This is a genomic window from Deltaproteobacteria bacterium, assembly GCA_019912665.1.
GTDB lineage: Bacteria > Desulfobacterota > GWC2-55-46 > GWC2-55-46 > GWC2-55-46 > UBA5799.
Genome location: JAIOIE010000018.1, coordinates 45,194 through 65,681, shown reverse-complemented (window position 1 = coordinate 65,681; position 20,488 = coordinate 45,194). Strand labels below are relative to the sequence as shown.

Here is a 20,488-nt window from a genome sequence, read left to right as displayed (position 1 = left end):
ACATGTTACCAGCTGCGCGCGTAACGGACATGATAGTAAGCACGGCGACATCCGGTGTGCCGACGCCGATTATACCCCCTGGCGCTCCAACCGTATTGATAGGCTGTCTTCCTGCAGCTCGCCTCGGGGACACTTGCGGAGCGGATACCATTGTCAAAGGCTCAATGACGGTGATGATAGGCGGGCTGCCCGCCGCCAGGGTCGGGGATTTGACCGCTGCAGGCGGCGGGATAATCCCACCCGGCGCGCCTACTGTTCTGATTGGAGGGTAGTGGAGATGAGCAGTGGATTCCTGGGCCGAGGGTGGTCTTTCCCTCCCACCTTCGACCGCAGCCTCGCACGTGTGGAAATGCTTGAGGAGGAGGCGGATATCGCATCCAGCCTTGAGGTCCTGCTCAGTACTATTGCCGGGGAACGGGTAATGCTGCCGCAATACGGCTGCAATCTGGAAGAGTTGGTCTTTGAAAACCTGGATACCAGAATGAAGACCATGATGGCCGATAATATTGAATCCGCAATACTTTATCACGAGCCGCGTATCCGGCTCGAGCGCGTTCGGCTTGATGCTAGCCGTGAAATGCAGGGGGTGGTCCTTATAGAGGTCATGTATCGTGTGAAAACCACCAATTCCCGATTCAATTTCGTTTACCCATATTACAGGCTGGAGGGTACCGATATCGACCTTGCTGCGACAATTAACCTTCTGCCAGATAAAGGCCGCAAATGAGTGGTAACGGTGGACTCAAGCAGATTATCGACGAACTGAAACCGGCTCGCGAAGGTACGAGCCAGGAAGAGCGGCATTCTCCGGCCCTGGATCCCGCTTACGCACGGCCGGACGAGCGTACGATCGCGCACAGGATTTTGTTTGCAAAGGCATACTCGGCCTTTTTGAGATTTTACAATACAGGCAATAGCCATGAAGGCGATTGGCAGCCTTTTTTCAGCAAGGATATGTCCGTCCAGCTTGCAGTTGCCGCGGTGCAGGATGTGGAGTATTACAGGTCCTGCATAAAAGGGTATTTCGATTTTTTGAAAGATCTCGACGACAAATCGGACTCGGAGAAGGCAAAAGAATGCCTTGGAAACCTGTTCAGCTGCGTGAGTACTCTTGCAAAACAGCTGGATTCCTTGAAGGATGGATTGCCAGACGAGACCCGTCTCAAAGGCGTCCTTCAAAATCTCATTAAAAGTCAATTGGCCCCCTCTTTTGAGAGGCTTATTTCCTACTACAAGGCGGACCTTGAAAAGCCTGACCGCCTGATAGCGGACGTCCATCCCGGGGTTCTTATTTTGGGCGAAGTTACATCTGTCTTTAGCGAAATATATCGGCAGGGCTTGTCAAAGGATTGGATGCAGGCTGGTCGTTCGAGCTGGAGCGACTATGTAAACAACATTTCGCCTGCCGATTCAGTATACGGTCCGGAAAATAATATTCTGAAGCGGGCAAACCATGTCTCGATGCATAATTTTTTCACGTCGATTTTCAATCGGTTCCTAAAGGCATATGCCCGTGTTGTGAAGGAAGCAGGACAGGAGCTGGAAAAAACGATCACGGGAAGCAACAACCATGAGCCGCATTATACGTTATTTCTCGCCTTTCTGCGGTTGCTCGAATACGCGCGCGAGGAGATGAATACCCTGACCGGCCGGCACCTGGATTTTTATTATCGCGAAGTCCTCCGGCTCAAGGAGAAACCGGCCGAACCCGCCAGAGTGCATCTGCTTGTCGAATTGGCGCGGCACGCGCCGGCGCACCTGGTCAAGGCGGGCGAACTCTTCAAGGCAGGGAAGGACGACCTTGGCATAGAGGCTTTTTTCGCCAATGACCGCGACTTAGTCGTGAATAAGGCGGCGGTCGCGGCCCTGAAAACTGTTTACCGTCACAGTGACGGAAGGATTTACGCCGCGCCTTTAGCAAATTCAGATGACGGGAAAGGCGCGGAACTGTCATCGCCGGACCTCTCCTGGCATCCGTTTCACAATAAGCCATATCAGGGCGGTGCGATTTCGGATGTCAGGATGCCGGAAGCTGAAATCGGTTTCGCCGTTGCCTCGCATTATTTGCTTATGGCGGAAGGGATGCGAAAAATTACTCTCAATTTCAAAATAGAACCAGATACTGACAAAAATTTTAATATCACTGGGGACACCGAGGATGGTATCGATATTGATTGCCTGTTTACAGCTGAAAAGGAATGGGTCAAAGGGTCGGTAAAGGTATTTGCTTTGGAGCAAAAGACCCTAAGTTTTGAAATCATATTATCAGGCGAAACCCCGCCTGTGGTCCCTTATACTGCAAAAACGCATGGGTACGATTTCCCGACCACCCTTCCGATGGTACTGATTAAATTACGACATCGGGAGGTATATATATACCAGCAACTCAAGGACATTAGCGTAACCGAGATCAAACTCGAAGTAAATGTAAATGGTCTTAAATCGGTTGCTATTTCCAACGACTTTGGCCCTGTCGATGCCTCGAAGCCATTTCAGCCCTTCGGCCCGTCTCCTATGGCCGGTAATGCTTTCATTATCGGCTCAAAAGAGGTCTTCCAAAAAAAAATAACGAGCGCCTCCGTTGGTGTGTCCTGGTTAGCCGCCCCCAAGCCATTTTCTAAAGACACCGGTCTGAAAATTAAGTTTTTAAAAAATGGCGAGTGGGAGTCCATTTCAGACGAAATTAAATTGGGCAAATCGACCGATATGTCGGAAGTATTCAATTTATTGAAAAAACAGGATATTCCCGTTCTTCTAGAGCCGGATTTTTCTCCTAATGAATACTATAGCACAGCTTCAAGGCATGGTTTTCTCCGTTTCGAGTTAAGTTCCGATTTTGGCCAAAATGAATATCAAAGTGAATTGATCAGACATCTGCGGAGAGAAGAAGACAAGCAAGGCAACCCGATAATACATCCAGGACCTCCGCCGGCCGGTCCGATTGTGAGCGGGCTCTGGATTGATTATGAAGCTTCGCATATGATAGATTCAAGTTCGGCTGAAGATTTTGCGAAACGAAGTGCCAGTTTTTTTCACCTTGCCCCATTCGGCCATGCCGAGCAGCACCCGTCTCCTCATTCGGCCGGAAAAGTCTATCTCCTTCCTCAATTCGATTTTCAACCGGATGCTATAGGCAACGAAAATGACGCGGCCGAATTTTACATAGGCATAACCGGCCTCAAGCCTCCCCAGAATCTCGCTCTCCTTTTTCAGGTGGTTGACGGGACCGCCGATCCATTATCTGTAAAGCCCAGGCCGCACATACGCTGGAGTTATCTGCGCAATAACGAGTGGGCCGGTTTTGATAAAAGTGAAATAGATGACAGGACTTCAGAGCTTCTCAATTCCGGCGTCATCACTTTTGCCGTGCCGCGCGATGCTTCGGATCAGAACACTTTTTTGCCCGCCGGAATGCATTGGATTAAGGCGGCCGTTGCGTCTAAAACAGATTCCGTGTGCCGACTGCGCCTGGTGGCCGCGCAGGCGTTGGAGGCCACTTTCATTGATAAGGGTAATGCCCCGGATTTCACGGCCAAACTATTGAAGGCTGGCACAATCACCGGGCTCGACCAGACCGACGCCTCTGTTAGAAATATCATGCAGCCTTTCGACTCGTTCGGAGGGAGGGGCAAGGAAACGCAGGCGGCATTCTATACAAGAGTGAGCGAGAGACTCCGCCATAAAGAGCGGGCCATAACCATGTGGGATTACGAGCGTCTGATATTGGAGGCCTTTCCTCAGATCCACAGGGTCAAATGCCTTAACCACACAAGGTATGAGCCGGACGAAAGCGGCGCGGGCATATACAATGAGCTTGCGCCCGGGCATGTCACTATCATCACTGTCCCCGACCAGAGATTTCAATACCTCCGTGATCCGTTACGCCCATTTACAAGTCTGAAACTGCTGGACGAGATTGCTTTCTTTTTGAAAAAACGGCTTTCCTGTTTTATAAAGCCCCATCGAATACATGTAAGAAACCCGGAGTTCGAGGAGCTTGAAGTCAGTTGTAAGGTCAAATTTCGCGAGGGCCTCGATGAAGGCTTCCATCTTAGCAAAATACAGGATGACGTCATTCGATACCTGTCACCGTGGGCCTATCGCGACGGCAGCGATCTTTTGTTCGGCAGGAGCATCCGTAAATCTGCGCTGATAGATTTTATTGAAAGTTTGAAATACGTGGACTATTTGACCGATTTCCGGCTATTCCACATTTCAAACGATAAAATGGAAGCAAAGGATGAAATCAGGGCCTCCAAGGGAGTGTCGATACTGGTCTCGGCAGGTAAACATGATATCAAGGCCATAAAATCAGCTGAGGCGGGAGCTTCAGTCGAGAAATGCCAGTGTGAAGCATGAGCCAGACGCCTGTATCAATATCCAAACACTCCCTTTTGAAGCCCGCCGAGGATTATTACTTTCTCCGGCGGGAAGGCATACGCTTCATAGAGGAAATGGGGAGTAGCTTTTGGACGGATTACAACGCGCATGACCCCGGCATAACCATTCTCGAATCACTTTGTTACGCGATTACAGAGCTTGCTTATCGAACTGGCTGGGACATCAAAGACATCTTGGCAAGCCGCACGCATTCTGGCGGCACGGACCAGCCTTTTCCGGACCAGCCGTTTTTTACGGCAGGGGAAATATTGACTGTAAACCCCTGGAGCCCGGACGACTTCCGTCGTTTGCTCATCGACCTTGACTCAGTGCGCAATGCATGGGTCCTCTGCGATGAATGCGCGCGCAACACTTGCTGGCCCGAGAGGGCGCAACCTCAAGGCCTGTACGATATACTGCTGGAGCTCGAAATAGATCCGGAATTCGGGAACCTGAATGACAGAAAGATAGAACTCGGATTTTTCATTTGGGACGATGATGGTATCCGGCACTCTTTTATGATGGAGGTTCGGTTTCCCGAATGGGGCATGGAAGGACTTGCCAAATGGCAGGTTGAGAAAGAAGATTCGTTTGAACTGAAGGTGTCAAGTCTTGGAGCTGCTAAAACATATAACCTGCTCGCTGATTCGCAGCTGGAGGAAAATGACCGGGACAAATACCTTCGCGAGCACTGGCGTAGCGTCTTTTATCTGGATTTTGAGCTGATCGAGAAGCAGCCCGGCTACGAAAAAGTCGTAGCCTGGAATGCGACACTGCGTCTTTTCGGTGACGACTTCATCAGAAGCAAGACTACCGTTTCCGGCCTGATTGATTTCCTGGCAGACAAGACCCCTGCAGGGGTAATCCGCCGTTACAAAAGTAAACAAGACGCAGCCGCCGGCGCCATAAAAGAAGCCTGTAAATGCCTTCACGAGCACCGGAACCTCGGGGAGGATTATTGCCGGATCAAGGTCGTAGGCATCGAGGAAGTCGGCGTTTGTGCGGATATTGAACTAAAGCCGGATGCCGACATCGAAAAGGTGCAGGCCCATATCTGGTTCGAACTCGAACGGTATTTCAGCCCGACAGTGCCGTTCTATTCTTTAGGCGAACTGATGGAGGCTGGCGAGGCGGTCGAGGAGATATTCAACGGGCCGCCGCTTAAAAACGGATTTATCAGGGCGGCCGACCTTGAATCGGCATCGCTGAGAACCGTGCTTCGCGTTTCCGATATAATCAATCGTTTGATGGACATCGACGGCGTGTTAGCGGTAAATAATATGCAGCTAGTCAAGTTCGACCATGAAGGCAATGTCATGTGCGGTGCAGCCGATCCGGCCTGGACGGAGGACGGCAAGCCTTTTTTTGAAGCCGGAAAGGCGAATGCATCTTGGCTTCTCTATATAAGTGAAGTGCATCAGCCCAGGTTTAATCTTAACGCATCGAGGTTCCTGTTTTACAAAAACGGACTCCCATTCCTGCCCAGAATGGATGAGGCGTGCGATACATTAACGCAGCTACGCGGTGAGGCCGAACGCCCCAAAATAAAAAACGCCCCACAAGACCTGCCTCTCCCTGAAGGCAAATGCCGCTGCGTCGAAGAGTATTATCCGCTGCAGTACAGCCTGCCCTCGGCCTACGGTATCGGCCCTGAGGGGCTCCCCTCGAGTGCTTCCGATAAACGCCGGGCGCAGGCCAGGCAGTTGAGGGCGTATCTCATGCCATTCGAACAGTTCCTGGCAAACGCCTTCTCGCAACTTGCTAATGCAACGGACCTGTTTTCGCTTAATCAGAACGTAAGCCGAACTTATTTCATATGCGAGCTGAACGGGATAATCAGGGATTATGACGAGATAGCCGATAGGCTTGATAGGCCCGCGCTAGAGGCTATGGCCGAAACACCGCGAGAATTCCAGGAGCGCCGGAACCGGTTTCTCGACCACATCATCGCCCGATTCGGCGAGCAGTTCTGCGAGAACATTTTTTTGTTGAACGATTTGCAGGGTCGGCGGATGGCGCCCGATCAGTTGATTCAGCATAAAATCTCGTTTCTCAAGGAGTGTCCGGAAATCAGCCGCGATCGCGGAAAATCGTTTAACTATACAGGTCCTATATCACGGGAAATCGTCCCTGGTATCCAGAGGCGTATCAGCCGGCTCCTGGGTTGTCCGGACCTGAAATTCATCGTCGTGGAGCACCTTTTGCTCCGGCCTAAATTCCCCGGAGATGCTCTGTTGATTTCGCGAACGGAGGACCCTTCCGACGCATGCCGCGACGATGACCCTTATTCATTCCGGCTGACTTTCGTGATGGCCGGCTGGACAGAGCCGTACGGCGCAAATCTTGAAATGCGGAATTTTGCCGATCGCACAATACGGCAGGAGACGCCGTCGCACCTTCTCTCCAGGATATGCTGGATCGGCAACGACGGATTTATCGAAAACCCATGCGACCCGGTCATCGAGGAGTTGGCAGAATTCCTGAGCAAGTATGCTAAGAGGACAGGCGGCGCGATGCCGTCCGATACAGCAGCGGCTTGCGACTGTGCCGCTTATGTATATTCAGCATTCAGCTCGGTCTTCAGAGAATGGTATCACGGCAAAACCCTCGATTATTTTCACGCCGATGCTCTTTATAAAGCGCTTGAGGCGGAATTTAGCGCGAAATTGTGCTTTGCCGATATGCCATGCAGTGCATTTTCAGATACCATCTGGCCCGGGGTCCTTGAAAAAATGGTCAGGCATTTCCGGCATATCTCGTTGCACGGATGTCTATATGAGCGGTTTGAGGATGCATGGATGAAATGGCTCGAAGCCAACGCCAAAATCGACTGGATTGAAGAAAATCTGCAGGAACGCGTCGAGGCAGTCCTCAAAAGCAACCTACTTGCTCCTCATGAGAATGGGCCCGCTCAAAAGGATGCAGTTTGCAGGTGCGCAGCCGCTATTTTACAAGGCTATGGAGGGGCTTTCTATAGTTGGATGGAAGAAAATATCAGGGCCGGCAAGGCTTTGGAAGAATTTACCGATTTTGCGCCCGCTGCGGTAACCCTGTGCCCTGATCTGGACTTCAAGACCGGTACTGCAGAATTAATTAAAGCGCTGCTCAATGACCGCTACAGTGCCTACAAGGTGGTTTCTTTCCGTCTTTGGGTGGTTACGGACCTGCTGAGCAGATTGAGAAGTATCTATCCTGCAGCTACGCTCCACGATTTTGATGAAGGGAATGACAGGAACCCGGTGCGCCTGGGAAAAACCAATTTAGGAAGCTGAGGGGGTGCCTTGTGAAACCTGAACAGGTCAATTATCCGATTTTCAAGCCCAATCAGGTGCTTTCGAATAAGCATTTGAATCAGCTCTTTTCATACCTTGATGAGCAGGGGCGCCTGACACGCGCGAATCTCATCGGTATCGGCATCGTCTGTGGGCTGGAGATTAGCTGTGAAATAGAGAATGGGGAAGGGATAATACATCTTTCCAGAGGTATCGGCATCACGTCGGAAGGATACCTCATCATGGAACCGGATGATGTGAGTCTGGTATCTCGCCGTCCTTATGAGCTGCAACCTGGTGAGGAGGATTATTCACTTTTTGAAAAAGCTAAAAAATTAAACGAACAGATTTATGAGCTTTTTCCTGAGAGTGTGCCAGACACTTCGTCGTTAAAGGGAGATTTACTGCAAGATAAAATACTTCTGCTGTTTTACGAGATGAAAAATGAGGAACGGCGTAATTGCAGCTTGAATAGTTGTGATGATAGAGGGACTGAGGTCAGGACCGTCCTTCGGCGCCTGCTCGTAAGCAAAGCAGTTATCGAAAGCATCAATGCTGAGATCGAAAAAGCACGAGCGGCCAGGCTAAAACTGCCTGATATACGCCTGCCGCGTTTCGATCTGCCCCAGGACCCGGATTCCGTCGCTATCTATACGGCGTTCCTGAACGTATTACGCTTCAAAAAATTTGCTAAGACCGTCTGCGACACCCTGCGTGATACCTATAATGCGTTCAAACCTTTCCTTGAGAAGGTCTATGACAAAAACCCGTTCGCGAATTTGAACTTCAACATTTTCGATACTGGACCAATGACTGCCGATCAGGTACGGTTTCTGCAGTATTACTACGATCTATTCGATGATTTGATCCGCGCTTACGACGAGTTCCGCTGGAAGGGGTCGGATTTGATATGCGCCTGTGCCCCACCTGAAGCTCTGTTTCGCAGGCACCTGGCTATCGGCATGCTGGATACTAAAAACGCAAAACAGTCAGGCGTCTGCAGGAATAACCTCATACCGTCGCCTGCAATCGGCGGATATGCCGAAAAATCAAATGAAGCCTTGCAGCTATTCAGGCGGCTTGTTGAGATGACGGCCAGTTTTACTAATACTCCCCTTTTGCCGGAGCCTTCACCGTCTTCTGCCGAAATCGACAAGCAGATTCGCATTACACCAAGCAGATCAGGTGACGTGGCGTTAGCGGATAGGGCGATTCCTTACTATTACAATCAAAATGGCAAGCCTCCATTGCATGATCTCTGGAATCCCGAAAGGACCCGCCGCGGCCGGAGCAGTCAGAATCTAAGCTACCAGTCCGGGAAGTATGGGCAGTCAACTGAGGAATTCGTGAAAGACCCGTTGCTTTATGATCTTGAATCCTATAATTTCCTGCGCATAGAAGGGCATTTGGGCAAGAACTATCAAGATGTGCTCAACACGCTGCTCGCCATGAGAAGCGACTACCGTTTGCCCATCGGGCTCATAGCTCTCCCCTCCGGTAATGAGACCTACAGGTATGAGGACCTGGAGGAGCGTTATAACGTGCTCCGGACGTGGATGCTGGGCGAAATACGAAAAGTTGTAGCGACTTTGTATGAGGTTAAGATTAATGACTCAAGCCTGACCGCAGGAACGGCGAAGTTTCCCTTATTCGAGTCGTCGTCGACTTATCGTTACGGACAAGGAACCGTTGGCGCCTGGTATGAGAAGAATTTGGATTATCTCGAAGCACTGCCTTATACTGAAATTGCCGATACGGACAAGTTAGAGAAAGCTTATAGCTCGTTACTGAAGGACACAACACCCAAGCTTGAGCCTAAGTATTATGTACATGTAATACTTATCCATCATTTCACAAGGGTCGCCGAAGCTTTGCCGGACGGTCTGAATTCACTTGACTTCAACGACTTTGCTTTAAAGTATCGGGATATGCTCGAATTAATCCGTTTTCTCCGTGGCAATGCGCTCGAAAAAAGAAAAGAATTCAAGCCGCAGAAGGACCTGATCGATCATATCAGCGAGATTTTTTCTTCCTTCAAACTTGAAACGGTACAGGCACTTAGCTCGGAGTACGCCCAACTAATGAGCGAGACCAGAAAAAAAATGTCTTTTGGCGCTTTTCTTCGGGAAAACCCTGGCATTCAGCACAAGGCTGGCGTCCCATTGGGCGGTACTTTTATAATCGTTTATCACAGCTCTTCCAAGAATGCAGTTCCCAAAAATAATGCAAAACATAGGATACTGAATAATCACTCAAGTGAGCCGGAAACCAGGTCTGCTGTGCTATCAGAAGTAATAATCAAAAAGATCAGAGAGAGATTCGGAAATTTTAATCCCGATGAATTGCAATCACGAGTGGCTGCAATTATTGAGGAGACATATCCCACTATATCTGACATTACCCTCCCACCTATTGCTGCCAGTAAGGTAACAGATGATGACGATATAAAAGCGGCCGTAAACGGACTGAAGGAGGGCACGGTGATCGCGGATTTCTTTCTGCCGTATATCGTGTCCAATTTTCAGACTGATCGAGATGTTTTGCCTGAAGCAAAGCCGAGTTAAGCGGCTATGCTGAGCTCTCTCCATCTCGCGAACTGACATTTCATTACTTTTGGAAATGCAGAATGGAGCCCCAGCCTTTATAGAAGTAAATGGTGTTAGGTTTAGCCGATAAACAGTTCGGCGGATGGCTATATAGCTGACTGCATTCACTGAAAAGGGATGCAGAGTGGTCGTGAAGTACGAACTGAACTGACTTTTGCATAATTAATATGCCTGATTCTGCCAGCCATAATATCAGGACATTATATCTTGATGTCATGTTCAACGGCACGGAATCCGAGGGTTATGCTCTGCGGCGCCGATTGCAAGGATGCGATTGGTTGATAAGCGCAATCGAACGGGCACTCGCATATTGCGAGCCGCCGAAGGGGGGGCACCTCTATCTCGAGCGGCTGGAAATAGACGCCGGCACAGTGTTCCATGGACGTTTGGAATATGAATTGTCCGAATTCGTAGTCAAGGCGATATTAGAATCGATAAATGGCTGCCGTTTTTCATATGCTGAGGATGCCTCTGGAATACCAATTTTCCAAAATGGCTTGCACAAATCCGCAGAAAATCATATCAAGGATGTGTTTGCATATTTTCTGAGAAACGGACGACTTCCATGGTCTTTTCATCTCCCTGATGGAGCAATTCTGGAGCAGGTTTTCCTCTCTTGGCTGAATGAGGCGAAATCAGGAAACGGGCCATTCGCCGGGAATGAATCGCTCATCCAGTTGTTTGCGGACTGCTCAGCCAGGAAGCGCCTGACTCTGCAATTCTCGACTGTATTTCTGGAAAAACTGCTCTCTTTTTTTTCTTCAGATTGGAAGAGAACAATGGATGAGGTTTTACAGGCCCTGAACACTTCGACTGAGCAGTTTCCTAAGCGTCTTTTCGAACAACGATTATGGGACGCCGCATTTCAAGCAGTATCGAAAGGAGTCGTCCTGAATCCGAAGGATCTGGTAAGTGATGCCTGGGGCAGTACGCCGGCGGACGCGCCGGGATATTCTGCGTTGAAAGAGGTGCTGGAGCGCAACTGGCCGGTCTCAACTGAAGAGCCATCGGCATTCCACGATAACGAGAACATTGGTCGAAAGCTATTCCCGGATGAATCCCGCGACTCAGAAACAACAGAGGGCATCTTTATTGGCAATGCGGGTCTGGTCTTACTACATCCCTTTTTGCCCCGTTTCTTTACGGCGCTCAGCGTTGCATCGGAAGATAAGCTCTTTAAGCCGGAACGCGCCGTCTGCCTGCTGCATTTCCTGGCAACCGGTCAGGCGGTTGCGCCAGAATATGAATTGGTTTTGCCAAAAATACTCTGCAATATCCCCCTGGAGACACCAGTAGAGCCTGACTGTGGATTGACAGCAGGCGATATGGACGAGGCTACCTCCATGCTTGAGGCAGTCATACGGCACTGGGATGCATTGCGCAGCACCAACCCTGACGGCTTACGCGGGACCTTTTTGCTTCGCGCAGGAAAGCTATCGGAGCGTAATGGAGAATGGCTGCTGCAGGTAGAATCCAAAGCCTTCGATATCCTGTTTGACCGCTTGCCCTGGGGTATTTCAATGATAAGGCTACCGTGGATGAGGAGAATGTTATGGGTGGAATGGCAATAAAAATTTCTGCCTGTATGGATGGGGTTGGCAATGAAAGCCGGCGCGGAAAAATCCTCTAAAACGACATCGACCGCAGCGCCTGCCTCGAACCTGCCTTTTTTCAAAAAGGCCGGAGCAGGGGATTTTTTAACAGTGCCTAAACCAACTCCGGCGAACTCAATACAGCCGAAACTGGCTGTTAATAAGCCGGGCGATAAATTCGAGCAGGAAGCCGACAGGATGGCTGATAAGGCAATGCGGTCGCCCGGCCCGGCATTATCGAGCAAAGAGGAACTGCAAGAGCGCCAGTCACGCGACGGGTTGCAAAAGAAAGAGGAGAAGAAGGAAAAAGCCCCTCGCGACAGCGAAAGCATCCAGCGCGCCGGAAGCGGCGATGCGCCTGTAGTCACAGCAGGAACGCAATCTGAAATACAAAGCAAGACTTCAGAGGGGCAGCCGCTCTCCAGCGGCGTCCGCCAGGACATGGAGCCGCGTTTTAATGCGAACTTCGGCCGTGTCCGTATCCATACCGATTCCGATGCCGCCGGATTGAGCAGTAGACTGGGAGCCCGCGCGTTCACCTATCGAAACCATATCTTTTTTTCCCGCGACCAGTACCAGCCCGGCTCAAGCGAAGGCAGGCGGCTTCTGGCGCATGAGCTGACGCATACCATTCAGCAGGGGCACGCTGTTCAGCGCAGCCCGGAAGTGACTTCTACCTCGTCGGCGCCTGCGGTGCAGCGGTGGGGGAAGCAGGACGCCCTGGATAAAGTTTCCGAATGGGCATTCAATATCCCTGGATTCAGGCTTTTGACTCTCTTGTTGGGCTTTAACCCGGTAAACAATCGCGGCACGGAGCGCAATGCCGCCGGCCTGTTACGTGCTTTGATAGAAGTCCTCCCCGGCGGGGCCTCAATATCGCAGGCGCTTGATAATCACGGCGCCATCAATAAGGCCGCCGTCTGGGTCGAGCAAAGGATGGCGGTATTCGGAAACATCGGCATCGAGATAACACATGGCCTGAGGAGCTTCATCGGTACCCTGAAATGGAGCGATATTCTCGATTTGGGAGGTGTCTGGGAACGCGCAAAGGTTATCTTTACCGGCCCCATTTCGCGGCTGATCGCATTTGGAAGCTCAGTTGTAATCGACATATTGAAGATGGTCAAGGACGCCATTCTCAAGCCCTTGGCCTCAATGGCGCATGGGACGCGCGGCTACGACCTGCTTAAAGCCGTATTAGGTGAGGACCCGATAACCGGCGAAGCAGTGCCGCGCAATCCCGAAAGCCTGATCGGTGGATTCCTGAAGCTTATAGGGCGGGAGGACTTGTGGGAGAATATAAAGAAAGGCAACGCAGTTGCAATGGCATGGGCCTGGTTCCAGGGGTCGCTCGCAGGCTTGATGGGCTTCGTTCGGGCCATACCGCGCAAAATCCTTGACGCGGTTGCAGCCCTTACTTTTCAGGACCTCATTACCGTCTCAGGGGCTTTCGGAAAGATCGCCGGTGCGTTTGCCAATATCGTTACTGAATTCGTCAGCTGGGGAGTTAAGCAGGTCTTCAGCCTTCTGGATATTCTTTTTTCTGTCGTGGCGCCCGGAGTCAGGCCCTATATCAAGAAGACCCAGGCGGCCTTTCTGACTATTTTAAAAAATCCGATCACATTCGCGTGGAACCTTGTGCGGGCCGGCAGATTGGGTTTCGAGAGGTTCGCGGGTAAAATCGTTGAGCACTTGAAAACCGCTTTGATTAAATGGCTTGCCGGGCCTTTGGCAGAGGCTGGAGCGTATATCCCGAAGTCGTTTAGCCTGCCGGAGATATTCAAGCTGATGCTATCGGTCCTCGGAGTGACATGGCGGAGTATCCGCGCCAAACTTGTGAAGACGATACCTGATCCGGTGCTTGCCTCCATGGAAAAAACAGCGGACATCCTGGTCGCGTTAATTAAGAACGGGCCGGTAGCCCTGTGGGAGCGGATGAGAGCCGAATTAAGCGAGCTGAAAGGAGAGCTTATCGCTAAAGTTACCAGCATGGTCTCGTCCGAGATAGTAAAGGCGGCTGTCTTGAAGTTGGCCGCCATTTTGAGCCCTGCGGGCGCCGTGATTCAGGCTATCATGTCCATCCATAGCACAATCTCCTTTTTTGTTCAGAAGATCAGCCAAATCGCCGCCGTTGTCGGCTCCTTTATCGAATCCATTTCCGAAATAGCCGCCGGCCAGGTAGATAGCGCGGCTCAGAAAGTAGAGCAAACAATAACGCGGACATTGACCCTGGTGCTTGCCTTCCTTGCGAAATTCGCAGGCCTCGATGGCATTCCCGACAAGGTCATTGGCATAGCAAGGAAAATACGTCAGCCGGTCGAGAAAGCCATGGACAAGGCCGTGGGCTGGCTGGGGAATACGCTTAAAAAAATCGGCTCCTCGGTCAAGGAGGCTTCAGTATCATTGTTCCAGTGGTGGAAGAAAAAGATTACCATCGACGCAGGCGATGAAAAGCACTGTTTTTATTTCCAGGGCGAGGAAGACTATGCGGAACCAATGGTCGCCAGTAATCCGAAGAGACTAGAGGACTTTATCAAAGAGGCTTTTAGTAACGAGATGATTACCGGAAATACCAAGAAGATGAAGGCATTGAATAGAATTAAAAGTAAGCCGGAGTTTCTTCGTGAGAAACTTCGTAAATTGAGGCAGGCTAAGAATGCGTCTGACAAAAAGGCTGTCGCAGGCCTCCTTCAGGATATTGATAATAGCAATAATGAAATCGGGAAATATCTCGGCATAGTACTTGCGGGCTTCAAAAGCGGCACGAGGAACAACCGGATTTCCTTACCCTGGCACAAGCCTGCCTATAATGAGTATCCACCTTTGTACCTATATCACAATGCAAAACAGCCCGATGGTAATAAATGGAGAATAACTTCCAAAAAAAAGATAAGGGGGGTGGGCAAGCTCGTTTGGCAATTGAATCCTGATGGTGTCCATAAAGAAGAAGGTGCGCCTAATGAGAAGGTTCCTCAAGAAATCAAGAAGATTGGCATAATGGGGAACTTTAGGGTGATAGATGGTCATGAAGTTGGCCCATTATCCCAGGAGGAAACGAAGGGCGGAAAGGAACTCAGGGATAGACTCGTTAAATATGGCTGGAATGGTAAAGATATGGATGGTAAAGATATGGACTGCGATCATGTGCTCGAGATTCAGGTCGGCGGCGAAGATGAATTGCAAAACCTTTGGCCTCTTAAGTCGAGCAAAAATAGGAGCGCAGGACCGAGATTATCCAAGGAAAAAGTTATGTTGGATGGGCAAATAGTCACCATCGACTGGCTTAAGAAGGTAAAGCAGCCTGATGGTACTCCAAGGAAATTTTTCTTTAAAGTGGCTTTAAAATAATGTGTTTTGCCCTTTGCTCTTTCATCGCAAAGCGCTCAATATCAAAGATCGCATTACACTGGACCAAAAAAAATAATCCTGCAAGGGCGGGGGACGAGCCTTGCGCCCTAAAAGGAATCGTGCATGGGAGATAACTTCGCCAACCTTCAACTGGCCTTAGATTGGCTGTCGGGCGTCCTTGCGAGCCGCATGAAGGTGCATCTCGGTGAGGATGAGGACCTTGAGGTTGGCCCGCTTGAATTCTATAGTGATGATTCAGCGCTGTCTGAATTCCTGAAGACGCACGGACCTTCGTTCGAAGAGTTCCTGATATTGGTCCTCGCTCTGGCGCCGCATCTGAGGCCTGATTTCCTCGGGAAGATCATAGCCGAGCATCTTCCCGAAGGCGGCGAACTTCCGGAATTCGGCGGAATCAGGTCCGTAAATCAGCGCGGCATTCTCCCAACCGGCGAAACCGCGCTGTTCATAATCGCCGGGAACGACCTTGGAAAACGGCTGGAGGTCCAGCGCATATTAAGCGGCGCGCATTGGTTTGCCCAGAAGCAGATACTCTGGGTTGAGCCTGTGCGGGAAGGCGAGCCGTTCATGAGCGGCCGTCTAGTCCTTGACCCGGAATTTCTAGAGCAGCTTACCTTGGGCCCGATGAGCAGGCCCCGGTTCAGCATGGAGTTTCCGGCGAAGCACATACATACGGAACTGGAATGGGGCGATCTGGTCCTCCACCCGGACACGCTATCTCAGATACGCGAGATCCAAAACTGGATCACCCACAGCGGTACTCTCCTGCACGACTGGGGCATGGGCAACAAGATTAGGCCTGGTTACCGAGCGCTGTTTTACGGACCGCCGGGCACAGGAAAGACGCTTACAGCTACTCTGCTTGGCAAGTACACCGGAAGGGACGTCTACCGGATCGACCTGTCCAGGGTGGTATCGAAATACATTGGAGAGACCGAGAAAAACCTTTCGAGGTTGTTCGATAAGGCCGAGAACAAGAACTGGATATTGTTTTTCGACGAGGCCGATGCCCTCTTCGGAAGGAGAACGGATATACGCGACGCCCATGACAAGTACGCCAACCAGGAAATCGCGTACCTTCTGCAGCGAATCGAGGGTTATAACTGCCTTGTGATATTGGCCACCAATCAACGCGGCAATATGGACGAAGCTTTTATCAGGCGTTTCCAGAGCATCATTCATTTTCCGATGCCTGGCCCGGAAGAAAGGCGCGAGATATGGCGTAAAGCATTTCCTTCTCAGATCGAGATGGCCCAGGACATAGATTGGCAACAGGTTTCGGCGCGCTTCGAGCTCGCCGGCGCTAGCATAATGAATGTTGCCCAATATTGCGCCCTGGAGATATTGGCCGCTCAAACGAATCGCCTTGAATTAAGGCGGCTTGAAGCCGCTATCATGCGCGAATACATAAAAGAGGGAAAAGTCGTGTAATGGGAACAAAAATGCGCTTCCCGCACGCAAATGAGACCTAACGTGCTAAACGGAAATTTTAGGGATTAAAGGCAAGCATACGGCAAGTGTATGCCATTTTTTATAAATTATTAAAATGTTGAAATAAATTATTGAGAATAGTATATTGCTATACCACCTTTGAGAAATCAAAATAGTATTCCTAATACCCCTATTTCTTTAGAGCTGCAGCTATTTTGTACAGCCTAAAATATCATATCTGTTGGAGGCTTATTACTCACTTTTTCAAATCCGCCCTTCCTGTAAACATAGGGAATTCCAAAGTTTGATTTTAAGCTGAGAGGTTCTTCTTATGGCAAAACAGGGTTCAGGCACATCAGAACTTCCCATCATAATCAGCCCTAATCTGGGGTGTCCCGTTATAGTTTCAGTCAAAGATCTGGCCAGCGGCTCGGATTTAACGCTTATCGTGGCAAGCCGCTCCGATGGTGCCAATCTCGCATATGAGAGGCTGTTCAAAGACAGGCTTTTCCTGAGGATATCTTATGCAGAGACTGGCTCGGAAGCCGAAATAAAATTGACCTTGCGCGGCTGCGAGGAAATAAAGGAGTGGAACCGTCTTCACGATTTCAGCGACCTGGATGAGACGCGGACGATTATCAATAGCGAGCTGCACTACAAGGTACTGGGCGAGGGCACAAGGTATTGGAAGATAAAGGCCTTTCCTGAATTTCAGTACGGAGAAGACAATAAGAGGCTTCTAAGGAATCGTGACGGCAGGCTTCTTCCATGCCTTTATGACATAGTTTTCCTGAATTATGAATCGGGGGAGGAGAGGGTAAATTTCCATTCAGTGCAGGTAATTGAGGGAAACCCGGCCTGCAGTTTCATCCATGCTACAGACCTGCACGTCGCCAAAAGGAATGATGAAATACTGGACGAGGTGCTTAAAACAAAATGCAACAGAAAACGGGATGATATCCGGCGCGATTACGTCAACTTCAACGACAATGTCAGGTCCTTTATACGTCAGGCCAACAGGCTTGCTGATTCCGGCGAGCTTGATTTCGTGGTGATGACAGGGGACCTCGTCGACTTCTCTTTTCTCGGCTGGGAAGGCTCGGTAAACTTCGACGAGAATAATTGGAGGACCTTCGAGAACATAATAACCGGCGGCGGCCGAGAAAAAGAGCGCACGCCGCCGAATGAGGGTTTGAAAGTCGCTCTGTTCACTTCTACGGGCAATCACGATTGGCGGCTCTACCCATATGACCCGTGCATCCATAACACATATGGAATAAAAAAAGACGAGCTCAAGAATTATAAGTACAAGTGCTATGATTCAGAGGATTATCCCGAGGACGAGCGCGCCAGGCGGTCAAAAGAGCTTGCGGAGAAGCTGTGGTACTCGGCAAGGAAAATAAGCCTGCACAGAATTTCGAGCTTCCGTCTGAGTGCTTTAATAGCGATCGGTACAATCAGCACGGTTTTTTCATCCTTCATTGATAGTCTGCCAGCGTTCATAGTGAACGACATCATAGTCAACTCCATATTAAAATGGAATAACAAAGTTGTGACGACGGTATTCGCAGGTTTCCTGAATTTTGCCGCAGGCGCAACCGGATGGCTGTTTATCATTGTACCGCTCCTTGTCTGGCTGGGTGCCTGGGTCTCAAAACGCTGGCTCAAGCGGGGAACTGATATGCTTGCGGCAAACCCGCTGCATGCCGGTCCAGAAGCCCTTCATTATTATCTAAAACGCATAAACCCTTACTTCGATTACGCCTTCTCGTATGCGGGCCATTCCTTTATCATTATGGACTCCGGAAGCGATGCATTTACAGCGCGGCTTCTGGATGGAAAGGAGTCGAAAAGCCTTAAAAAACTGAGTCTAAAAGATAACATTTTCGGTGGTTCGCCGGATTCAAAAGGGTTTGATTCCGAGCAAAAGCATTATAACTGGAGTCAGATCGTCTGGCTTGAAAAGGTGCTGTACTGCCTAAAGCAGGGGAGGTCCAGGACATTTGCTTTTTTCCATTCACCGCCGATAAATCCTGATGAGAAGTCTTTCGACCCCATGAGCATGAGGGAGAGCGCCCGCAGTGCCCGAAAATGGATCTCGAAAAGAGAATGCGTAATGACATACGGCACCGTCAATCATTACCTGAGCCAGTTTTTTAATCTTTGTCTCGGCTACAGGGAGGCGGAGATACCAGGGCCTAAGTTGGGTTTGGTCAGAAAATATTTAAATAGAATATTCCCTTGCAGCGAAGCGCACTGCGATACGCATGGACTCGGGTTCTTTAGAAGAAAAATAGCCAGTCTATGCGATAGTTGTACAAAGCACGGCGGCTCGAAAAACTTTGTCGGCAAAGGCGTAAAACCGATCGATATGGTTTTTTCGGGCCATGCCCACCAGAACATAGAGTTCCGCATAGCAAAGGATATTAACCATGAGATCAGGATATATCACGATGACTACAGCCTAGAGCATGACCCAAACAGGCCTTTCGGCTGGGAAGGGAACAGCTGCATAATCGTCCAGACAGCGGCTTGCGGAGTGCCGGGTCAGAAGGACGCAGCACCACCCTATTACAGGCATTTACAGGTTGATCACGCGGGCAGGATTGCAGGCTTCAGAGCCTCTAACGAGATTGCAATTATTTTCTGAACCTTTAAAAAAAGCCTCTACCAGGAATCAGGCTAATTTAGATACGCTTAAATGCCGTTGCGATTGAACCAGTAAAATGCGGAGGTGCTATGTACGATATCAGATTCTACTCAGGCGACTATCTCGAAAGACAGCAAAAAGCAAATGCGGATAATTGTAATGCCTACATCGAGCATCACTTTAACAGCTGTACCGACCCGAAGGTTAATTACGCGGTCGTTATCACAGGGGCCAATGCATCTCAGACGAGCAAGAATTGGGGGCGATGGTACGCTTCCGCAATTGCTGCCGAGTTTGGGCTTCCCGTGGGCGGCAGAGAAGGCATACAGGTCGGTGGTTTCAACGGCAGGGGCGACTACAATCTGAGGTTCACCAAGATGCCGGCGATATTGCTCGAACCATTGTTTGCCAGCAATCCTGTCCATGCGGATATAATAAGAAGCGATGCGGGCCAGATAAAGCTTGCGCGCATCCTGGCTGAAAGCATACGGCGTTTCTTCCAGGATGGGGGCCGCATAGGGTTTAGCGTTGGCCATAAGTATAAAAAATCAAGTCCCAATGACAGGGGGGCTGATTTGGTCGGCGGCGGCACTGAAGCGGATTACGCTGAGATGGTCTTACATAAGGCAAAGTCGCTCCTTGATGAGATCAAGGAGCCGCAGCAGGAGCGCAGCATAAGAGTAATAAACGGCGATAAGGTCGTCTGGGCAGCCAATATAGATATGGACGCCGAAGTTCGTTGGGACCCGCTGAGGGGGGCTTTATTTATCGAGGGCAGGGCTTAGCTAATAAAATCACCCAAAAAACGCACATGGCTTTTCTGTGTCATGCAAAGACACCGAATAAGTTTCCAGCTTACCTCCAGAAGGCCCCAACAGAAAGGGGGGGCAGTCTGGCGGTTTAAAAATGGCTACGCAACCCCTTGATTTTATTTTGTGGCTACGGAGATTCGACCCCAAGTTTTAGCTTTGCAAGGCCAAAACCGGTTACGAAATTTGGTGGCACTGGAAAAGAAAAAGGGGCTACGCATTGCGTAACCCCTTGATTTTTCTGGCGGTCCTACGGGGATTCGAACCCCGGTTTTAGCCTTGAGAGGGCCACGTCCTAGGCCTCTAGACGATAGGACCAATCGAAAATTATCCTTAGAAAGATATAATACAGAGGCTATCCTTGTCAACCTGTTTTTAGCAG

The 20,488-nt window shown here is 50.1% G+C and carries 10 protein-coding genes and 1 tRNA gene; 10 read left to right on the top strand and 1 reads right to left on the bottom strand.

Features of this window, described 5'->3' with window-relative positions; translation table 11 throughout:
• Positions 1–2: 2 nt before the first annotated feature.
• From K8I01_04735 to K8I01_04690, 10 genes are all read left to right on the top strand, one after another.
• A complete protein-coding gene (locus K8I01_04735) occupies positions 3–272 on the top strand; it encodes a PAAR domain-containing protein (protein ID MBZ0219720.1) in 270 nt (89 codons plus the stop codon).
• Between the two features lie 5 nt (positions 273–277).
• A complete protein-coding gene (locus K8I01_04730) occupies positions 278–727 on the top strand; it encodes a GPW/gp25 family protein (protein ID MBZ0219719.1) in 450 nt (149 codons plus the stop codon).
• Entirely contained in the window at positions 724–4,359 is a 3,636-nt protein-coding gene (locus K8I01_04725; protein MBZ0219718.1) for a baseplate J/gp47 family protein, read from the top strand. Before K8I01_04730 ends, K8I01_04725 begins: the two co-directional genes overlap by 4 nt.
• A complete protein-coding gene (locus tag K8I01_04720) occupies positions 4,356–7,652 on the top strand; it encodes a hypothetical protein (protein MBZ0219717.1) in 3,297 nt (1,098 codons plus the stop codon). The genes K8I01_04725 and K8I01_04720 overlap by 4 nt, the downstream gene beginning before the upstream one ends.
• 11 nt (positions 7,653–7,663) lie before the next feature.
• Positions 7,664–10,216, top strand: coding sequence for a hypothetical protein (locus tag K8I01_04715; GenBank protein ID MBZ0219716.1), 2,553 nt, complete (start codon positions 7,664–7,666; stop codon positions 10,214–10,216).
• Between the two features lie 209 nt (positions 10,217–10,425).
• Entirely contained in the window at positions 10,426–11,829 is a 1,404-nt protein-coding gene (locus tag K8I01_04710) for a hypothetical protein (protein MBZ0219715.1), read from the top strand.
• A gap of 30 nt (positions 11,830–11,859) precedes the next feature.
• Positions 11,860–15,198 carry a DUF4157 domain-containing protein gene (locus K8I01_04705; protein MBZ0219714.1) on the top strand — a complete coding sequence of 1,113 codons (3,339 nt, stop codon included), beginning with the start codon at positions 11,860–11,862 and terminating at the stop codon, positions 15,196–15,198.
• 123 nt (positions 15,199–15,321) lie between these two features.
• A complete protein-coding gene (locus K8I01_04700; GenBank protein ID MBZ0219713.1) occupies positions 15,322–16,647 on the top strand; it encodes an ATP-binding protein in 1,326 nt (441 codons plus the stop codon).
• 331 nt (positions 16,648–16,978) lie between these two features.
• Entirely contained in the window at positions 16,979–19,297 is a 2,319-nt protein-coding gene (locus K8I01_04695; protein ID MBZ0219712.1) for a metallophosphoesterase, read from the top strand.
• 89 nt (positions 19,298–19,386) lie between these two features.
• The gene (locus tag K8I01_04690) at positions 19,387–20,082 is read left to right on the top strand and encodes an N-acetylmuramoyl-L-alanine amidase (protein ID MBZ0219711.1); all 696 of its coding nucleotides are present in this window, start codon (positions 19,387–19,389) and stop codon (positions 20,080–20,082) included.
• A 266-nt stretch (positions 20,083–20,348) separates the two neighbouring features.
• Here the strand turns inward: K8I01_04690 and K8I01_04685 are convergent.
• Positions 20,349–20,424 (bottom strand) — tRNA-Glu (locus K8I01_04685).
• Positions 20,425–20,488: the final 64 nt, after the last annotated feature.

Bases quoted from the DNA above. Each gene is read 5' to 3' on its own strand.
- K8I01_04720 (MBZ0219717.1), top strand. From the start codon at position 4,356: ATGAGCCAGACGCCTGTATCAATATCCAAACACTCCCTTTTGAAGCCC.
- K8I01_04730 (MBZ0219719.1), top strand. From the start codon at position 278: ATGAGCAGTGGATTCCTGGGCCGAGGGTGGTCTTTCCCTCCCACCTTC.
- K8I01_04735 (MBZ0219720.1), top strand. From the start codon at position 3: ATGTTACCAGCTGCGCGCGTAACGGACATGATAGTAAGCACGGCGACA.
- K8I01_04700 (MBZ0219713.1), top strand. From the start codon at position 15,322: ATGGGAGATAACTTCGCCAACCTTCAACTGGCCTTAGATTGGCTGTCG.
- K8I01_04705 (MBZ0219714.1), top strand. From the start codon at position 11,860: ATGAAAGCCGGCGCGGAAAAATCCTCTAAAACGACATCGACCGCAGCG.
- K8I01_04690 (MBZ0219711.1), top strand. From the start codon at position 19,387: ATGTACGATATCAGATTCTACTCAGGCGACTATCTCGAAAGACAGCAA.
- K8I01_04710 (MBZ0219715.1), top strand. From the start codon at position 10,426: ATGCCTGATTCTGCCAGCCATAATATCAGGACATTATATCTTGATGTC.
- K8I01_04695 (MBZ0219712.1), top strand. From the start codon at position 16,979: ATGGCAAAACAGGGTTCAGGCACATCAGAACTTCCCATCATAATCAGC.
- K8I01_04725 (MBZ0219718.1), top strand. From the start codon at position 724: ATGAGTGGTAACGGTGGACTCAAGCAGATTATCGACGAACTGAAACCG.